This window comes from Bradyrhizobium sp. (genome assembly GCF_035935975.1).
Classification (GTDB): domain Bacteria; phylum Pseudomonadota; class Alphaproteobacteria; order Rhizobiales; family Xanthobacteraceae; genus Bradyrhizobium.
This window is the reverse complement of record NZ_DASYWN010000033.1, coordinates 84,133-100,523: the sequence shown is the minus strand read 5'-3', so window position 1 is coordinate 100,523 and position 16,391 is coordinate 84,133. Positions and strand designations below refer to the sequence as shown.

Here is a 16,391-nt window from a genome sequence, read left to right as displayed (position 1 = left end):
CCACCAGTCGGTCCGTTGTATACATCTTAGCGCTGATCGCGCGTGCGTCCGATCAATTCGATGACAGGTGCACGGCGCGAAGCGGCAACGCTATGGTAACCACGAAAACGCCAACAAAAGCAAAGGCCCGAACACGGGTTCGGGCCTTTGATAAGATCACAAGAAGTCGACGACTGCGATGGACGATTTACTCGTCTTCCTCGGGCTGCTCTTCCGGCGGCGCGAGGCCCTCGAGACCCTTCAGGAGCTCCTCTTCGGTCATGCGCTCAACGGCAACTTCGGTATCGTCCGCATCGACGCTGGCGCCGGCGGAACCGATCAGCGGCACGGTGTCGGGCTCGGGCTCGTCCACCTCGACGAACTTCTGGAGCGAGTGCACCAGCTCCTCGCGGAGGTCCTCCGGCGAGATGGTCGTGTCGGCAATTTCACGCAAAGACACAACAGGGTTCTTGTCGTTATCGCGGTCAACCGTTAGTTGTGAACCGGACGAAATCATGCGGGCACGGTGGGCGGCCAGCAGGACCAGGTCAAACCGGTTGTCGACCTTGTCGATACAATCTTCTACGGTGACGCGAGCCATGGACTGTCGCTCCGTTGTGGGTGGGACGAAATATGTGGATGATTGGGGCTAGTTATAGGGGCCGGGGCAATTTCGCAAGGCCAATTTGTGATTTGGCCTCGCCAAACGGCTCTGCTACCTCCACATTGGGGCTGGGATGGGTGGTTTCCCGGGGTGCCATTGTGGGCGCGGCCGGGTGTATGCAGGTCCGCCATAACTATACCTTGATTGCCCCGACTTCTCCGGATTTGCGGTTTCGACGGGCTTCGGCGGCAATTTAGGACTGCGCGGCTTGCTATGGCCGCGCCAACAATAAACGATCAATCACGACTACTACGCGAGCAAACTGAATGTCACCTTCTCCTACCAACAAGATCGCGCTCTTCATCGACGGGGCCAATCTCTACGCGACGGCGAAAACTCTGGGCTTCGACATCGATTACAAGCGACTGCTGAAGGAGTTTCAGAGCCGCGGGACCCTGCTCCGGGCGTTCTACTACACCGCCATCATCGAGGATCAGGAATACTCCTCGATCCGCCCGCTGATCGACTGGCTGGACTACAACGGCTACACGGTCGTCACCAAGGCGACCAAGGAGTTCATCGACGCCTCCGGCCGTCGCAAGGTCAAGGGCAACATGGACATCGAGCTCGCCGTGGACGCCATGGAGCTCGCCGAGCACATCGACCAGATGGTGCTGTTCTCCGGTGACGGCGACTTCCGCTCCCTGGTCGAGGCCGTCCAGCGCCGCGGCGTACGGGTGACAGTGGTCTCCACCATCGCCAGCCAGCCGCCGATGATCGCCGACGAGTTGCGCCGCCAGGCCGACGTCTTCACCGATCTCGTCGAGTTGCAGTCCAAGCTCGGCCGCGACCCGTCCGAACGCCCCGCCCCGCGTGACCGCGGCGAGCGTGGCGAGGGACGTCACCACGCTCCGCAGTTCCTCCAGCGCGCAACCACGATGGCGCCGAGGGGCGATGACGACTTCGAGGAGTGAGGCGGCCAGGTCTAGCCACCAGGCCCCCACCCTCGTCCCCGACCGTGACTGTCCGCTCTGTCCGCGCCTGGTCGCCTTTCGCGAGGCGAACCGCGCGCGAGAGCCGCTATGGCACAATGCGCCGGTCGCCCCCTTCGGCGACATCAAGGCGCGGCTGCTGATCGTCGGCCTTGCGCCCGGGATGCAGGGCGCCAACCGCACCGGCCGGCCCTTCACCGGCGACTATGCCGGCGACCTGCTCTACGCCACGCTGCTCGAATACGGCTTTGCCAAGGGCAGCTATCAGGCGCGCCCCGACGACGGCCTGAAGCTGGTCGACTGCCGCATCGCCAATGCCGTGCATTGCGTTCCGCCGCAGAACAAGCCGCTGCCGGTCGAGATCAACACCTGCCGCCAGTTCCTCGTCGCCAATCTCGAGACGATGCCGAAGCTGCGCGCGATCATCGCACTCGGGCGGATTGCGCATGACAGCGTGCTCATACCGCTGAAGCTGAAGGCCTCGCAAGCCCCCTTCGGCCACGGCGCGGTGCATCAGGCCGGCGCGTTCAAGCTCTACGACAGCTATCATTGCTCGCGCTACAACACGAACACCGGCGTGCTGACCGCGGACATGTTCCGCTCGGTGTTCGCGAAGGTGAAGGCGGATCTGGATTAGGCGCGGACCGGATTGGCCTTGAGCCAGTCGAGCACGTCGCCGGCGTTCCGGTCGGGCGGAAACACCGGATAGAACACGTGGGTAATCCGGGCATCGTCGATGATCAGCGCGAGGCGCTTGATCAGCGTCAGGCCCGCGACCTCCATGGTCGGCAGATTCAGGGCGCGCGTCAGCACCAGCTTCTCATCCGAGAGTACCGGAAACGGCAGATGCAGGCGCGAGGCCATCTCGGTCTGGTACGCGTTGCTCTGGGTCGAGAGACCGAACACCTGCGCGGCGCCGGCGGCCTTCAGATCGGCGAACAGGTCGCGAAACGCGCAAGTCTGCGGCGTGCAACCACGCGCGCCGGGGATCATATCCCAGTCGTCGACCAGCGCGATCTTGCCGGGCTCGCCGGTGCGGGGATAGGCGAACACCACGGTCCGCCCCGAGAGCGCCGACAGCGTCACTGACGTGTCGTCGGTCGCGAGCAGGCTGATCGGCGGCAGTGTCTTGCCCGTCAGGTGCGCGGCGCCGCCATCGTCGGCGGGGGCAGGTATCTGGCTCCAATCGACCTCGAGCAGGTTCTTCTGGCTCATCCCGCTTTCCTCTTGCCGCTATCCCCTCGCCCGCAGCAGGCGGCCCTTTTCCCGGCTCCAGTCGCGCTTCTTCTCGGACTCGCGCTTGTCGTGCAGCTTCTTGCCCTTTGCAACGGCGAGCTGCAATTTGGCCCGGCCACGCTCATTGAAATAGAGCTTGAGCGGGATCAGCGTCATGCCCTCGCGGTCGACCGCGCCCATCAGCTTGTTGATCTGCCGGCGATGCAGCAGCAGCTTTCGCGGCCGCTTCGGCTCGTGATTGAAGCGGTTGCCCTGGAGATATTCGGGAATGGTGGCGTTGATCAGCCAGATCTCGCCGTCCTTGGAATCGGCATAGGACTCCGCGATCGTGCTCTTGCCGGTGCGGATCGACTTCACCTCGGTGCCGGTCAGCGCAATGCCCGCCTCGATCGTATCCTCGATCGCATAGTTGAAGCGGGCCTTGCGATTTTCCGCCATGACCTTGATCGGACGTTCGTTCTTATCGGCCATGACCTACAAAACCTGGACAACAAACCTGATCGGGATGCGCGGCAAAGCTAACAGTTTGGATGAAGCGCGCGCGTCACTTCTTGAGGAGATCGCGGATCTCGGTCAGCAGCACGACCTCAGCCGACGGCTTCGTCGGCTCCGCGGGCTTGGTTTCTTCCTTGCGCTTCAAGGTGTTCATGGCACGGATCACCAGGAACAGCACGAAGGCGATGATGATGAAGTTGATCGTCAGCGTCAGGAAGCTGCCGTAAGCAAGCACGGCGCCTTGCTTTTTCGCATCCGCCAAGTTGGTGGCGGTGACCGTCTTCGACAAGGGGACGTAGTAGTTCGAGAAGTCGAGGCCGCCGGTCGCAGCGCCGATGATCGGCATGATGATGTCGCCGACCAGCGACGTGACGATGGCGCCGAAGGCCGCGCCGATGATGACGCCGACCGCAAGGTCGACGACATTGCCCTTCATGGCGAACTCACGGAACTCCGTGAGCATCTTCCTGCCCTTCTCGTCGACGCTCATGAATGGCTCCCCGGCTGGCTACAGCATGATCCGGAAAAGTGCAGCGGTTTTCCGAAGAGATCATGCTCGACAATAGCGCATCAGTTGATCAGCCCAGCGTGCACCATCGCGCTGCGCACGGCAGCGCGCGTCGGCTCGGAGACCGGAACCATCGGCAACCGCAGGGTCTCCTCGAGCTTGCCGATCAGCGACATCGCGTACTTGATCGGCGCCGGATTGCTCTCGATGAACAGGTTGTTGTGCAGCGGCATCAGCTTGTCGTGGATCGCGAGCGCCGCCTTGGTGTCGCCCTTCGCCCAGGCAGCCTGGAACTCCGAGCACAGGCGCGGCGCGACGTTCGAGGTCACGGAGATGCAGCCATGGCCGCCATGCGCCATGTAGCCGAGAATAGTGGCGTCCTCGCCGGAGAGCTGGTTGAAGTCCTCGCCCATCGCTGCGCGCTGCTGCGAGACACGGACCATGCTGGCGGTGGCGTCCTTGACGCCGGCGATGTTCTTCAACTCCCACAGCCGCTTCATGGTGTCGACCGACATGTCGATCACCGAGCGCGGCGGGATGTTGTAGATGATGATCGGAATGCCGATCGCGTCGTTGATTGCCTTGAAGTGCTGGTACATGCCTTCCTGGGTCGGCTTGTTGTAGTACGGCGTCACGACCAGCACGGCGTCCGCGCCCGCCTTCTCGGCGTGCTGGGAGAGCTCGATCGCTTCCTTGGTCGAGTTGGAGCCGGCACCGGCAATCACGGGCACGCGGCCCTTGGCTTCAGCGATGCACCATTCGACGACCTTCTTGTGCTCGTCGTGGCTGAGCGTCGGGCTCTCGCCGGTGGTGCCGACCGGGACCAGGCCGTTGGTGCCTTCCGAGATCTGCCAGTTGACGAGCGAGCGGAACGCCGCCTCGTCCAGCGAGCCGTTCTTGAACGGCGTGACCAAGGCGGTGAACGAACCCCGGAATTTCGTCTTGGCTGCCATGGACTTCCTCCGTACGCGGCAATCTTGCGAGCAAGCCCCATACATATCGGGTCTATCCCGCCGGTAAAAGGGCCGCTGCCGCGTGACGCACCGTTTAGGCCGCGATTTTGCCGCGGTGCTGGTGCAAACCCGCCCGAGGTAAGCCGCTGTTGGTAATTTGTACGCATATTCAATCAAATACAGCCAGATCCTGTACATCTAGATCTTGAGCCATCTCACTGATTCGGGGCGACGAAACGCCGTGACCTCCTTTCCTCGTGCCGCCTGGCGATCCGCGGGTCTGGTTGTAAGCCTGATAGCCGGGCTGTCGGTCGGCTGCGCCGCGCTGGCCAAGTCCAACGAGACGCCTGCGGACAGCACCAATGCGAAACCCGCGGCCAAAGACGCGGCGAAGGGATCGGCCAAAGACACAGCCAAGGGAACCGGCAAGGACACCTCGAAGGACGCCACGAAGGGCGCGAGCAAGGGTGCGGCTGGCGCCTCCGCCAAGGAAGCCGCGAACAAGGACGCCGCGAAGAAACCGGCCAAGGATGCTGGCAAGGACGCAGGCAAGAGCGCCGGCAAGGAACCCGGGAAGGATAAGCCCAAGGACAAGCCGAAGCCTGCGGCGGCGGCCACCGCGCCGAGATTGCAACCGGCCGCCAATGGCACGGCCCCCAAGGCCGCCCCTGCCCCGGCCGTGACGGCCACCGTCAGACCGACCGCCCCGGCACCCGCCGCCAAACCGATTCCCGCTCCGGTGCTGGCGCCTGCGACGCGCCAGCACGCTGCGCCGCGGAAGCCGATCACGCCCGCTGCGGTCGCCGCGACCTCATCGACCTCGCAGGCCGACAAGGACACGCTGGAGACCGTCATCGAGCTCGTGCGCAAGCGCAAGTCGGGCGATGCCACCAATTACGCCGCCTCGATCTCGGATCCGGTCGCGCGCAAGCTTGCCGAATGGATCATCCTGCGCAGCGAGGACAATGGCGCCACCGTCGAGCGCTATCGCGCCTTCCTCTCGGCAAATCCGAGCTGGCCGTCGCAGACCTTCCTCCGCCGCCGCCTCGAGGCGGCGATGTGGGACGACAGGCGCGACGACAGCGTCGCCTGGTCCTGGTTCGAGAGCGAATCCCCGGTGTCCGCCAAGGGCCGCTTCACGCTCGCCAAGGCGATGCTGGCACGCGGCGACCGCGCCAATGCCGAGCGGCTGGTGCGCGAGGCCTGGCGCAGCGACCCGATGTCGGAAGACACCGAGAACAACGCGCTCGACCAGTTCGGCGCGCTGCTCACGGCGGGCGACCAGAAGGCGCGGATGGACACGCTGCTCTACGGCAGCGAGAACGAAGCGGCGCTGCGCGCAGCAAAACGTCTCGGCGCCGGCTATGTCGCGCTCGCCAAGGCCCGCATCGCCGCCGTCAAGAAAGCGCCGAACGCGCATGCGTTGCTCGACGCCGTACCGCGCGAGCTGCACAACGATCCCGGCTTCATCTTCAGCAAGATCCAGCTGCTCCGCCGCGAGGAGAAGTTTGCCGAGGCCGCCCAGCTGATGCTGGCCGCGCCGAAGGATCCGAACCGGCTCTACAATCTCGACGAATGGTGGATCGAGCGGCGCCTGCTCGCGCGCAAGATGATCGACACCGAGGAATTCCGCAGCGCCTATCTGATCGCCCGCGACGCGGCGCTGCCTTCGCGCGACATCTACAAGACCGAGCAGGAGTTCACCGCGGGCTGGATCGCGCTGCGCTTCCTCAACGATCCCGCCACCGCCGCCCAGCATTTCGCCCGCATCGGCGTCGGCAGCGTCAATCCGACCACGCTGGCGCGCGCCGGCTATTGGCAGGGCCGCGCGGCGGAAGCCGCAGGCCGCCAGCAGGAGGCGCGCAACGCCTATGCGCGCGCCGCCGAGCAATCGACCAGCTATTACGGCCAGCTAGCGCGCGCAAAGCTCGGCCTGCCGCAGATCGAGCTCAACAGCCAGCCGCGCGGCCGCGGCGCCGAACGGCTCGAGATCGTGCGCGCCGCACAATTGCTCTACGAGCTCGACGAGCGCGAGATGGCGGTGCCGATGCTTGCCGACATGGGCGAGAACGGCGATCCCGAGGCGCTTGTGGGCCTCGGAGAGCTCACGCAGCGCTACAGCGACGCGCGCGGCATGCTGCTGCTCGGCAAGGCCGCGCTCAATCGCGGCCTGCCGTTCGACTTCTATGCCTATCCCGTCAACGGCATTCCGCAGTTCACGCCGATCGGTCCCGAAGTCGAGCGCAGCATCGTCTACGCCATTGCGCGACAGGAGAGCGCGTTCAATCCCTCGGTGGTCTCGCCGGCGCAGGCCTACGGGCTGATGCAGGTGACGCCGGACGCGGCGCGCTACGTCTGCAAGCGGCACGGCGCGACCTACGATCTGTCGCGGCTGAAGAACGATTCGGTCTACAACGCCACGCTCGGCTCGGCCGAGCTCGGCGGGCTGCTCGAGGATTATCGCGGCTCCTACATCATGACCTTCGCCGCCTACAATGCCGGCCGCGGCAGCGTGAAGAAATGGGTCGACCGCTACGGCGATCCGCGCGACGCCAAGGTCGACGCGGTCGACTGGGTCGAGCTGATTCCGTTCTCGGAGACGCGCAACTACGTGCAGCGGATCATGGAGAACCTGCAGGTCTACCGCGCCCGCTTCGGCGGTGGCACGCGGCTGCAGATCGAAGCCGATCTGCGCCGCGGCGCCGGCAGCGTCGAGTAAGGGCGCCACGCCCTTTATTGTTCACGCAAGACGGCTTGCGACGATCGTCGCTGAAGCGAGATCTTGCGCGCGAAGTCCGGGCCGGAGCGGCGTTGAGGCTTCCGCCAGGCTCCGCGGAGGATCTATCTTCAGACAACGACGAGAGGTGTCGAAATGGGCGCGGGCTGGATATCAGCGCGCTTCAGGCAATCTCCGCCGAGCGATCTCAACGAGTTCAGCGTGGCCGGCTAGTGCGTCGTCGTAGTCGCGATAGAGGCGTCGCGCGCCAATGTCGGGAGCGCCATCCAGGGTCGTTTCGAACAACAAGGGCTCGGGGTCCATGCTGCTGGACCGAAACGCTTCATCCCAGCCCAGAAACCTCGTCAAAATCCGTACGGGCCCAATCGCGGCGAAGCCGAGCCGAACCTGCCCGGGGTTTGCTTCCAGCCACGCGCGCACGAAGTCCTTCGCTTCCAGGTCGTTGCCGACATAGATCGGCGACTTACCGTCCAAAATGTAGAAGCCGAAGGGGAAGATAATCATAAGCCCCCGCTGGCAACTGCCTCAGCAGCTCGAGAAGACTCCAGAAAAGAAAAACCCCGGCGGTTTCCCGCCGGGGCTCTCCGTCAGGTCGTTAGACCTGATGGGATCACCAGTTGCGCTGAGCGCGGAGCAGCAGGGTCAGCGAGTCCTGATCCTTCAGCTCGTAGGTCAGGCCCGGCTTGGCGACCGGGAAGTTGGCGCCCGTGGTCACGACGCCGGCATACTTCTGGTCGACGTGGGTCCAGGTGAAGTCCGCCGAGAACGTCAGGTTCTTGACCGGGGTCCAGCGGGTGATCACGCCAACCTGACCGATGTTGAAGTCAGGATTGCACGAGGTCACGCCCGCAACCGTCGAAAAGACGCCGGTCGGACCGCAGAGGAACGTCTTGGTCAGGCCACCGAACTGAGCCGCCGCATAGGCACCGTAGATCGCGGTGTTCCAGTACGGATCCCAGTTGTGAGTGTAAGCGCCACGGAAGCCCCAGGTCTTGACCGACTCCTGGTTGCTGAAGCCGGTAGCAGCCGAGCCGATGAACGTGGTGTCCGGAGCGTTAACCGCAGCGAGGCTGCCGTAGGCAAGGCTCGAGCTGCCGTACATGACGAACGAGCTACCCGCCAGGTTCTGGAAGTTGTAGCGGGTCGCACCGTCGGTGTAGACGCCCGAGATGTTGATCACGTCACCCGCGCCAGTCGGGATGTTCTTGATCGACAGAGCGAGCTGAACCGCCCAACCCCACTTGTCGTCGGGGTGGCCAGTCGTCTCGACCGGGCCGTAGTAGGCAACGTGGTTGTCATGCGCAGCGACCGACGCCTGGAAGAGACCCCAAGCCTGGTCAACACGAACCATACCGACGAGGTTCGGCGAACGCGAGCCGCCGATGGCATTGGCGCCCAACGCACCGGTGGTCAGACCGGCGATGGCACCACCACCAACCGCGCTGGAAATGTTGAAGTTGCCGGCCTGGTAGTACGCGGTTGCGTCTTCAGCCGAGAACGCCGCCGTCACGCCCTGACCGAAGTCAGCGGTGTAGCTGAACTGGTTGACACCGGTGACCGTGCCCGAGCCGCCGACGAGACCGTCGAAGTTGTTGCCGGGATAGTTGGTCCAGGGCGCGTCGAACTGCGACACGGCCTTACCCATCGTGAAGCCGGCGAACTGGATGAAGGCGTAGTACACGCCGAGCGAACCGCCCGAGGTGCCGCCGTCGGTCGGGTTGATCGAGCCACCAACCAGCGCCGGGGACGCACCAGCGTTGTTGATGCCGATCGTGCCGGTGTAGGCCGTGCCGCCGAAAGCGGAACCGGTGCCCTGATAGCCGCCGGTGGTCCAGGAGAACGTCGCATCGAAGAAGGTGCGGACGACGCCATATTCGGTCGCGGTGCGCGTGTCGATGTTGAGATCTTCACGAGCGCGCATGGTGTAGTAGTTGCTCAGGCGATTGCGCGCGCTAGCGGGAGAGGCGATCTGGGAGCCATAAATGCTGTTGGTGTTCAGACCAACTTCAGCGCGCAGATAACCACCCAGCTTGATGCAGGTGTCGGTGCCCGGGATGTAGTAGAAACCCGCACCGTACAGGGAGCAGATCTTCACGTATTCGACCGCCTTGGCCTTTACGGGGAGATCGGCTGCCTGCGCTCCGCCAACGGCGATCAGACCCGCCGCTGAACCGAGCAAAAGGCTCTTAACCAACTTCATGTTAAACCTCCAAGTTTGCTCTATAGGGAAGGTTCCGGATCCGCTGGGTGAAACACCCTAAGGTTGGTTCCCTTGTCCCTTAACTCACCGCCTAGTCGCTTCGCGCCTTCGGACACACCCGCTGAACGCGAGGGACTTAAGCGAACCACCTAAAACGGGACGACCTCGGGATGCCCCCCTCCGTCGCTCAGTCACAATTACCGAACGTCCTTGCACACACAACAAGAGAACGCTCCGAAGCGAGCCTATGAAGCTCGTTTTCCGACGGGTGTTGCACAAATAACACGCAGATGTGATCAGACCGCCCTCGCAAGACTTTGTTTTCATTTATGTTTTTTGAGTGGTTCCTTTTGCCCTCAAAGTTCCTCACATGAGGCAACACGGAAGGGACATCGATCTGAAGCGGATTTGACGCGTTCGAATCGTAGAATCGGAAGGAGACTCAAGGAGAAGGCCGGCGCCCTTCCCTGCGCGATTCCCGGCCTGTTTCAGCGGCGGTCGCGACAACGAGCCCAGGGCGCCGCCGCAGACACTCTATATGGAGAGCGGGGATGACCGGGCATTGAGGCTAGCAGCTCGGCTGGCGCGAACTTTGGAGTTCGGACCTCGACCGGCCCTGCTGTTTGCGTCACCCGTTTAATTTTCCAACGTAATCAGTCGCTTATGTGAGGGGCGACGTTTCACACGTAAATGCCGGACCGAACGACGTCCAAGCTCAGCGCCCGTTCTCACGGCATTATGGTCTCGCTCTCCAAGCAAACCCGTTTTGACTTGAAGATCGCTGGGAATATTCGAACAAAAACACGCGCTTCCAAATTGACCGGCCCAAGTAATTAGATGCATAAGGCTCGCACCGGAGAGGTGGCCGAGTGGCTGAAGGCAACGCTTTGCTAAAGCGTCATACGGTCTCAAGCTGTATCGAGGGTTCGAATCCCTCCCTCTCCGCCATCCAGCAGCAGAATCGATAGCTGTACGCTCTTTCACCTGAACACGGCGGGCGAACGACCGCGAAAGCCTGGCGCAAGGATCAGCGCGGCTGAGCTCAACCGATTCGCACTCTTCTTATGTGAGTGTCCGCGCGCCTAGATGCGGGATCGCCATATCCGCCAATGCGAGGGCGATATCAGCACCGCCTCGCCGGCCCAGACATTGAACCAGACGCCGGCCTTGCGGCGGCATGGAAAGGTCAACGGTAAAATGCCGGTCTTGTGCGGCCGTCCGAGTTCCAGATCGCAATCGTCGGGCGCGATCTGAATCGGCAACCATTGACTCGCTCCTGAGTCATTCTTGTCGGTGTCGCTCATGCCGCCCGGGTCTTAAGTGGCGGCAAGACGCAGGAGCTTGATTCAGCGCAACCATGCGCACCCGTGAAAATACGGGTGCGGGCGCGCTTCTCAGTTCAGTGAGCGGAGACCCACGCCCGCGCGTCGCGCTGCGCGGCCGAGATCTCGGCATCGGACATCTGGCCGGCGACTTCCTGGCGCAGCGCCACGGCGTCCTTGCGGCCCTTCAGGGCGGCGAGGTTGAACCATTTATGCGCGGCGACGAGATCGACGAGGCCGGAGCGGCCGCTCGCCCAATAGATTCCGCGCTCGAACAGAACGTCCGACAGCGCGCTCGCATCGATCGGCGTTGCCGTATCGAGATCGAAAGTACCCTGAAACATAACGCATCCCCTTTTTCTTATGCCGCCTCGTTCCCCCGAGCGCGGCTCCCGTCCAACACTGATGTGCGCGATCCCTCTGGACCGTGCGCTGTTCAACTCATCCCTAAGTCTTTTTGCCCAAGCCGTTTGCCGGCTTGTTGGAGGCGATGATGGCGGGCAAATTTGAATGGCAGTTTAAGTATCGCGATGAAGCAGACGTAAACGCGGGCGCGCGGCGCCTCTGCGCGGAATTCAAGAAGTCCCTGATTTGCAGGCACTTCTGCGATTCGTCAGATTCGGTTTACCTTGGGATTTTGGGACATCGATAACCATCGCGCGCAGTGGCGCCGCGTGCCGAGGTTACAAATTGTGGCGGCGGGTCGCCCGGAAGGCCCGTAGGGTCGCGTCGTGGCAACGACTGCGGTAATCATGTCGGCAGGTACGCAGATTGCGGCTGGGGAATCGGTCGTGGCGCGGCGCACCGCGCCCGCTCAAATGCCGTCGCAGCAAAACGACAACTTGCCGCAGCCCTCACCTGCCCCAAGAGGCAGTGCGGCCACGTCAACGGGTCGACGTCGCGGTCAGATCGGCAATGTGAGGGAAAAGGAATGCCGGCAATACCCCGGCCTCAGGGAACGAGGGCGTCGGCGAACACGTCAGGATCAGATTCCACGTTGGCCCGAAGGCCGCTTGTGAAATTGCGGAGCCCCTTGCGGAGAGCCGCGCCGAACGAAGAAAACTTGTTTCTTCTGCCGGGCCGCAAAAGAGAACGACCCGACCGTTGACCTGATGTCTCGCCGACACCCTCTATCGTCGACCAGAACCTCTAGGAGGCGCTGATGACGTGCCGGCTGCTAGGAGCCGGCAACTTCAGAAGCGAAGTTACTTCTTCTTCGCGACCTTGCGGGTCTTCTTCGCAGTCTTCTTCACTGCGCTCTTCGCCTTCTTTACCTTCTTCGCCTTCTTCGCTTTCTTGGCCATGTTGCCCTCCGATGTGTGAGATGGCTTTAATCGCTGCGCGCATTCGGGGATCGAATGTGCACTCACCCCGAATACACCAACACGACAAAAAAAACATCTTCCCACTTAAGGAAGTGTTGACGACGCGGTGTGCGTGCGCCAGCCGCGCTTGATTTGCCGACACGCAGAGTAACGCGTCCGCGATTGCAAATGCATCTCGCACCATCGACCTCGACACGTGCAGCGATTGCAAGAAAACACTATGCAGCAAGTATTATTCTGTGCGCGCGCATCGCGCGCGATCGACGCGATGAAGTGCGCGGCAATGCGCGCGATCGCGTCGTGGAGGCGTGTCGCGGACTCTGAGTCGCGAATTTTGGCAACGAAATTATTTTCATGCTTAACGGCGGAAGCGCTCGTCCGAGCGCGTGCAAGTCGCCGTTTTGAGCGAATCGCGCGACTTGCGATTCGCATTCGCATCTGACCGAGACCGGATGAAGTTCGCTGTCGGCGATGCGTGCGCGCGTCTCATCTCGACGTCGCGCGAGGTGACGGAGTGTGTCCGTCACCTCGTTCGAACGCGTGAGGCTAGACGCCGAGCTTGGACTTGAGCAGGTCGTTGACGCTCTGCGGGTTGGCTTTGCCGCCGGACGCCTTCATCACCTGGCCGACGAACCAGCCGAGCGACTGCGGCTTGTCCTTGACCTGCGCGGCCTTGTCGGGATTGGCCGCGATGATGTCGTCGACAACCTTTTCGATCGCCGAAAGATCCGTCACCTGCTTCATGCCGCGGCTTTCGACCAGCGCGCGGGGATCGCCGCCCTCCTGCCAGACGATCTCGAACAGATCCTTGGCGATCTTGCCGCTGATCGTGCCCTCGCCGATCAGGTCGATGATCCCTGAGAGCTGCTCGGCGTTGACGGGAGAGTCTGTAATGTCCCGGCCTTCCTTGTTGAGACGGCCGAACAGCTCGTTGATCACCCAGTTCGCCGCCATCTTGCCGTCGCGGGCGCGGTTGCCGAGCTTGTCGAGCACGGTCTCGTAGAATACCGCGCTCTCGCGCTCGGCGACGAGCACGCTCGCATCATAGCCCGACAGGCCGAAATCGGCGACGAAGCGCGTCTTCTTCTGGTCCGGCAGCTCGGGAAGCTCAGCCTTCAGCTCGTCGACGAAGCCTTGTGAGAACTCGAGCGGCAGCAAGTCGGGATCGGGGAAGTAGCGATAGTCGTGCGCCTCTTCCTTGGACCGCATCGAGCGCGTCTCGCCCTTGTTGGGGTCGTAGAGCCGCGTTTCCTGGTCGATCTGGCCACCGTCCTCGAGAATTTCGATCTGGCGGCGCGCTTCGTACTCGATCGCCTGGCCGATGAAGTTGATCGAGTTCATGTTCTTGATCTCGCAGCGGGTGCCGAGCGGTGCACCCGGCTTGCGCACGGAGACGTTCACGTCGGCGCGCAGAGAGCCCTTCTCCATGTCGCCGTCGCAGGTGCCGAGATAGCGCAGGATCGAGCGCAGCTTGGTCACATAGGCCTTCGCCTGCTCGGCATCGCGGATGTCGGGTTTTGAGACGATCTCCATCAGCGCCACGCCGCAGCGGTTGAGGTCGACAAAGGACATCGTCGGCGACTGGTCATGCAGCAATTTGCCTGCATCCTGCTCCAGATGCAGCCGCTCGATACCGATGGTGGCCGTCCTGCCGCCGTCCAGTTCGACGACGACTTCGCCCTCGCCGACGATCGGCGATTTGTACTGGCTGATCTGGTAGCCCTGCGGCGAGTCCGGATAAAAATAGTTCTTGCGGTCGAACACCGAACGCAAATGGATCTTTGCGTTGAGACCGAGCCCGGTCCGGACAGCCTGCCTGACGCATTCCTCGTTGATCACGGGCAACATGCCCGGCATCGCCGCATCGACCAGCGACACGTGACTGTTTGGCTTGCCGCCGAATTCGGTCGACGCGCCCGAGAACAGCTTTGAGTTCGAGGTCACCTGGGCATGGATCTCCATGCCGATGACCATCTCCCAATCGCCGGTGGCGCCTTTGAGAAGTTTGTGCGTGGCCGTGCTCATGTTGTGCTCCCGAGCAGCGCGGCAGCGATCCGCTGCCACTCCGCTTCCAATGAATCCTTTGCCGCGACCTGGCCGGCCTGGCGATACCAGTATCCGGCATTGCCGAGATCGCCTTCGACGCGGTGCAGATAGGCGTGCACCCAAGCCGCATCCCGGCCATCGTCGTCCTGGACGATCTTGTGCGCCTGGTCCCAGTCGCCCTTCGCAGCCCACCACAGACCGGCCAGCGGCGCGTTCAGCTCCGGCGCGGGCGCCGCGCCGTCGAGGCTTGCGATGAAGCCAGCGACATTCACCACCACCTCGCGGGCGTGAAGCGGCCGGCGGCCTGCTCGATCACCTCGCCGAGCGAGAACAGGGTCTCCTCCTCGAACGGGCGGCCGATCAGCTGCAGGCCGAGCGGCAGGCCCTGGCTGTCCTTGCCCGCGGGCACGGCGATGCCGGGCAGGCCCGCCATGTTCACGGTCACCGTGAAGATGTCGTTGAGATACATCTCGACGGGATCGGCGCCGCCCTTCTCGCCGATACCGAAGGCCGCCGACGGCGTCGCTGGCGTCAGGATCGCGTCGACGCCCCTGGCGAAGCAATCCTCGAAATCCTTCTTGATCAGCGTGCGCACTTTCTGCGCGCGCAGGTAATAGGCGTCGTAATAGCCGGCCGAGAGCACATAGGTGCCGATCATGACGCGGCGGCGCACCTCGGCGCCAAACCCCTCGGCGCGGGTGTTCTCGTACTGCTCGATGATGTTCTTACCCTGCTCGCGCAGGCCGTAGCGAACGCCGTCATAGCGCGCGAGGTTGGACGAGGCCTCCGCCGGGGCCACGATGTAATAGGCCGGCAGCGCGTACTTCGTGTGCGGCAGCGAGACCTCGACGAGCTCGGCGCCGGCCGCCTTCAGCCACGCCGCGCCCTCGCTCCAGAGCTTCTCGATCTCGGCCGGCATGCCGTCGAGACGGTACTCCTTGGGGATGCCGATCTTCATGCCCTTCACGGACTTGCCGATCGCGGCCTCGTAATCCGGCACGGGAATATCGACCGAGGTCGTGTCCTTCGGATCGTGGCCGGCCATCGAGCGCAGCAGCATCGCCGCATCGCGCGTGCTGCGCGCGATCGGGCCTGCCTGGTCGAGCGAGGACGCAAATGCGACGATGCCCCAGCGCGAGCAGCGGCCATAGGTCGGCTTGATGCCGACGGTCGCCGTGAACGCCGCGGGCTGGCGGATCGAGCCGCCGGTGTCGGTCGCGGTCGCGCCCATGCAGAGCAGCGCCGCCACGGCCGAGGCCGAGCCGCCGGACGAGCCGCCCGGCACCAGCGTGGCGTTGGAGCCGTCACGCCGCCAGGGATTGGCGACGGGACCAAAGCACGAGGTCTCGTTCGCCGAGCCCATCGCGAACTCGTCATTGTTGAGCTTGCCGAGCATCACCGCGCCGTCGCGCCAGAGCTGCGAGGTGACGGTGGACTCATAGGTCGGCACGAAATTGCCGAGGATCTTCGAGCACGCCGTGGTGCGCACGCCCTTGGTCGCGAACAGATCCTTGATGCCGAGCGGGATGCCCGCGAGGGGACCGGCATCGCCCTTGGCGATCTTGCCGTCCGCCTCGCGCGCCATGGTGCGCGCCTGGTCCGGCGTCTCCATCACGAAGGCGTTGAGCACGCGCGCGGCTTCGATCGCGGAAAGATGCGCGTCGGTCAGCTCGAGTGACGTGAAAGTCTTGTCGGCGAGACCCTTGCGGGCCTCGGCGAGCGTCAGCGATGTCAAATCGGTCATTTATTGATCGGGCTGCAGAAGAACGGAGACAGGGTCTTGTCGTTGGCCGGGTCGTCTTTTTTGGCGGCCGCATTCGCGGCGGCCTCGAGCTCGTCGAGGACGGCATTGACGGCGACATTGGGATCGGCGGCCTTGCCCTGCCGCTCCATCTTGTCGAGATAATTCATGTAGGCCTGATAGGCCTTCTCATCGTCGCAAAGCATGCACATCGGGCGGCGTCCTGAGACTCTTTAGTTTGACGCGTTTTCTT

At 63.2% G+C, this 16,391-nt stretch carries 16 protein-coding genes and 1 tRNA gene; 4 read left to right on the top strand and 13 right to left on the bottom strand.

Annotated features, from left to right (window positions below; all coding sequences use genetic code 11):
• Nucleotides 1-187: 187 nt before the first annotated feature.
• Entirely contained in the window at nucleotides 188-580 is a 393-nt protein-coding gene (gene rpoZ / locus VGR99_RS17720) for a DNA-directed RNA polymerase subunit omega (protein ID WP_008133017.1), read from the bottom strand.
• Between the two features lie 329 nt (nucleotides 581-909).
• Here rpoZ and VGR99_RS17715 point away from each other — a divergent pair, with 329 nt between their 5' ends.
• Together VGR99_RS17715 and VGR99_RS17710 are read left to right on the top strand one after the other, a co-directional pair.
• Nucleotides 910-1,557, top strand: a complete 648-nt coding sequence (locus VGR99_RS17715; protein WP_018644573.1) for an NYN domain-containing protein — start codon at nucleotides 910-912, stop codon at nucleotides 1,555-1,557.
• The gene (locus VGR99_RS17710; RefSeq protein WP_326900014.1) at nucleotides 1,538-2,212 is read left to right on the top strand and encodes a uracil-DNA glycosylase; all 675 of its coding nucleotides are present in this window, start codon (nucleotides 1,538-1,540) and stop codon (nucleotides 2,210-2,212) included. The genes VGR99_RS17715 and VGR99_RS17710 overlap by 20 nt, the downstream gene beginning before the upstream one ends.
• Here the strand turns inward: VGR99_RS17710 and VGR99_RS17705 are convergent.
• The 4 genes from VGR99_RS17705 to dapA all read right to left on the bottom strand — a co-directional run bounded on the left by VGR99_RS17705 (nucleotide 2,209) and on the right by dapA (nucleotide 4,767).
• Nucleotides 2,209-2,790 carry a peroxiredoxin gene (locus tag VGR99_RS17705; RefSeq protein ID WP_326900013.1) on the bottom strand — a complete coding sequence of 194 codons (582 nt, stop codon included), beginning with the start codon at nucleotides 2,788-2,790 and terminating at the stop codon, nucleotides 2,209-2,211. The genes VGR99_RS17710 and VGR99_RS17705 overlap by 4 nt on opposite strands.
• Nucleotides 2,791-2,808: 18 nt before the next feature.
• Nucleotides 2,809-3,282, bottom strand: a complete 474-nt coding sequence (gene smpB / locus VGR99_RS17700; RefSeq protein WP_326900012.1) for an SsrA-binding protein SmpB — start codon at nucleotides 3,280-3,282, stop codon at nucleotides 2,809-2,811.
• Between the two features lie 73 nt (nucleotides 3,283-3,355).
• Nucleotides 3,356-3,769, bottom strand: coding sequence for a large conductance mechanosensitive channel protein MscL (mscL, locus tag VGR99_RS17695; RefSeq protein WP_414645129.1), 414 nt, complete (start codon nucleotides 3,767-3,769; stop codon nucleotides 3,356-3,358).
• Nucleotides 3,770-3,876: 107 nt separating this feature from the next.
• Entirely contained in the window at nucleotides 3,877-4,767 is an 891-nt protein-coding gene (gene dapA, locus VGR99_RS17690; protein ID WP_326900010.1) for a 4-hydroxy-tetrahydrodipicolinate synthase, read from the bottom strand.
• 241 nt (nucleotides 4,768-5,008) lie between these two features.
• Here dapA and VGR99_RS17685 point away from each other — a divergent pair, with 241 nt between their 5' ends.
• Nucleotides 5,009-7,486, top strand: a complete 2,478-nt coding sequence (locus tag VGR99_RS17685) for a lytic transglycosylase domain-containing protein (protein ID WP_326900008.1) — start codon at nucleotides 5,009-5,011, stop codon at nucleotides 7,484-7,486.
• A 171-nt stretch (nucleotides 7,487-7,657) separates the two neighbouring features.
• Here VGR99_RS17685 and VGR99_RS17680 read toward each other — a convergent pair whose 3' ends face one another.
• Entirely contained in the window at nucleotides 7,658-8,008 is a 351-nt protein-coding gene (locus VGR99_RS17680) for a hypothetical protein (protein ID WP_326900006.1), read from the bottom strand.
• Nucleotides 8,009-8,114: 106 nt separating this feature from the next.
• Nucleotides 8,115-9,704 (bottom strand): porin, encoded by a 1,590-nt coding sequence (locus tag VGR99_RS17675; RefSeq protein WP_326900005.1) that lies wholly within the window; start codon nucleotides 9,702-9,704, stop codon nucleotides 8,115-8,117.
• Nucleotides 9,705-10,559: 855 nt separating this feature from the next.
• Between VGR99_RS17675 and VGR99_RS17670 the strand changes: the two genes are divergently transcribed.
• A tRNA-Ser gene (locus VGR99_RS17670) sits at nucleotides 10,560-10,652 on the top strand.
• Nucleotides 10,653-10,786: 134 nt separating this feature from the next.
• Here the strand turns inward: VGR99_RS17670 and VGR99_RS17665 are convergent.
• From VGR99_RS17665 to VGR99_RS17640, 6 genes are all read right to left on the bottom strand, one after another.
• Nucleotides 10,787-11,008 carry a hypothetical protein gene (locus VGR99_RS17665; RefSeq protein ID WP_326900003.1) on the bottom strand — a complete coding sequence of 74 codons (222 nt, stop codon included), beginning with the start codon at nucleotides 11,006-11,008 and terminating at the stop codon, nucleotides 10,787-10,789.
• 95 nt (nucleotides 11,009-11,103) lie between these two features.
• Nucleotides 11,104-11,370 (bottom strand): hypothetical protein, encoded by a 267-nt coding sequence (locus tag VGR99_RS17660; RefSeq protein WP_128951400.1) that lies wholly within the window; start codon nucleotides 11,368-11,370, stop codon nucleotides 11,104-11,106.
• Between the two features lie 1,527 nt (nucleotides 11,371-12,897).
• The gene (gene gatB, locus VGR99_RS17655; protein WP_326900002.1) at nucleotides 12,898-14,376 is read right to left on the bottom strand and encodes an Asp-tRNA(Asn)/Glu-tRNA(Gln) amidotransferase subunit GatB; all 1,479 of its coding nucleotides are present in this window, start codon (nucleotides 14,374-14,376) and stop codon (nucleotides 12,898-12,900) included.
• A complete protein-coding gene (locus tag VGR99_RS17650) occupies nucleotides 14,373-14,675 on the bottom strand; it encodes a hypothetical protein (protein ID WP_326900001.1) in 303 nt (100 codons plus the stop codon). Before VGR99_RS17650 ends, gatB begins: the two co-directional genes overlap by 4 nt.
• A complete protein-coding gene (gatA, locus tag VGR99_RS17645) occupies nucleotides 14,666-16,141 on the bottom strand; it encodes an Asp-tRNA(Asn)/Glu-tRNA(Gln) amidotransferase subunit GatA (protein ID WP_326900000.1) in 1,476 nt (491 codons plus the stop codon). Before gatA ends, VGR99_RS17650 begins: the two co-directional genes overlap by 10 nt.
• Nucleotides 16,138-16,350: a hypothetical protein gene (locus tag VGR99_RS17640; RefSeq protein WP_212301069.1), complete on the bottom strand. Its 213-nt coding sequence runs from the start codon at nucleotides 16,348-16,350 to the stop codon at nucleotides 16,138-16,140. Before VGR99_RS17640 ends, gatA begins: the two co-directional genes overlap by 4 nt.
• Nucleotides 16,351-16,391 lie beyond the last annotated feature (41 nt).

What these genes read in the sequence shown, in the direction of transcription:
- rpoZ (WP_008133017.1), bottom strand. Translation starts at nt 580, where the DNA reads ATGGCTCGCGTCACCGTAGAAGATTGTATCGACAAGGTCGACAACCGG.
- VGR99_RS17715 (WP_018644573.1), top strand. Translation starts at nt 910, where the DNA reads ATGTCACCTTCTCCTACCAACAAGATCGCGCTCTTCATCGACGGGGCC.
- dapA (WP_326900010.1), bottom strand. Translation starts at nt 4,767, where the DNA reads ATGGCAGCCAAGACGAAATTCCGGGGTTCGTTCACCGCCTTGGTCACG.
- VGR99_RS17660 (WP_128951400.1), bottom strand. Translation starts at nt 11,370, where the DNA reads ATGTTTCAGGGTACTTTCGATCTCGATACGGCAACGCCGATCGATGCG.
- VGR99_RS17665 (WP_326900003.1), bottom strand. Translation starts at nt 11,008, where the DNA reads ATGAGCGACACCGACAAGAATGACTCAGGAGCGAGTCAATGGTTGCCG.
- VGR99_RS17680 (WP_326900006.1), bottom strand. Translation starts at nt 8,008, where the DNA reads ATGATTATCTTCCCCTTCGGCTTCTACATTTTGGACGGTAAGTCGCCG.
- VGR99_RS17705 (WP_326900013.1), bottom strand. Translation starts at nt 2,790, where the DNA reads ATGAGCCAGAAGAACCTGCTCGAGGTCGATTGGAGCCAGATACCTGCC.
- VGR99_RS17675 (WP_326900005.1), bottom strand. Translation starts at nt 9,704, where the DNA reads ATGAAGTTGGTTAAGAGCCTTTTGCTCGGTTCAGCGGCGGGTCTGATC.
- gatA (WP_326900000.1), bottom strand. Translation starts at nt 16,141, where the DNA reads ATGACCGATTTGACATCGCTGACGCTCGCCGAGGCCCGCAAGGGTCTC.
- smpB (WP_326900012.1), bottom strand. Translation starts at nt 3,282, where the DNA reads ATGGCCGATAAGAACGAACGTCCGATCAAGGTCATGGCGGAAAATCGC.
- VGR99_RS17710 (WP_326900014.1), top strand. Translation starts at nt 1,538, where the DNA reads ATGACGACTTCGAGGAGTGAGGCGGCCAGGTCTAGCCACCAGGCCCCC.
- VGR99_RS17640 (WP_212301069.1), bottom strand. Translation starts at nt 16,350, where the DNA reads ATGTGCATGCTTTGCGACGATGAGAAGGCCTATCAGGCCTACATGAAT.
- mscL (WP_414645129.1), bottom strand. Translation starts at nt 3,769, where the DNA reads ATGCTCACGGAGTTCCGTGAGTTCGCCATGAAGGGCAATGTCGTCGAC.
- gatB (WP_326900002.1), bottom strand. Translation starts at nt 14,376, where the DNA reads ATGAGCACGGCCACGCACAAACTTCTCAAAGGCGCCACCGGCGATTGG.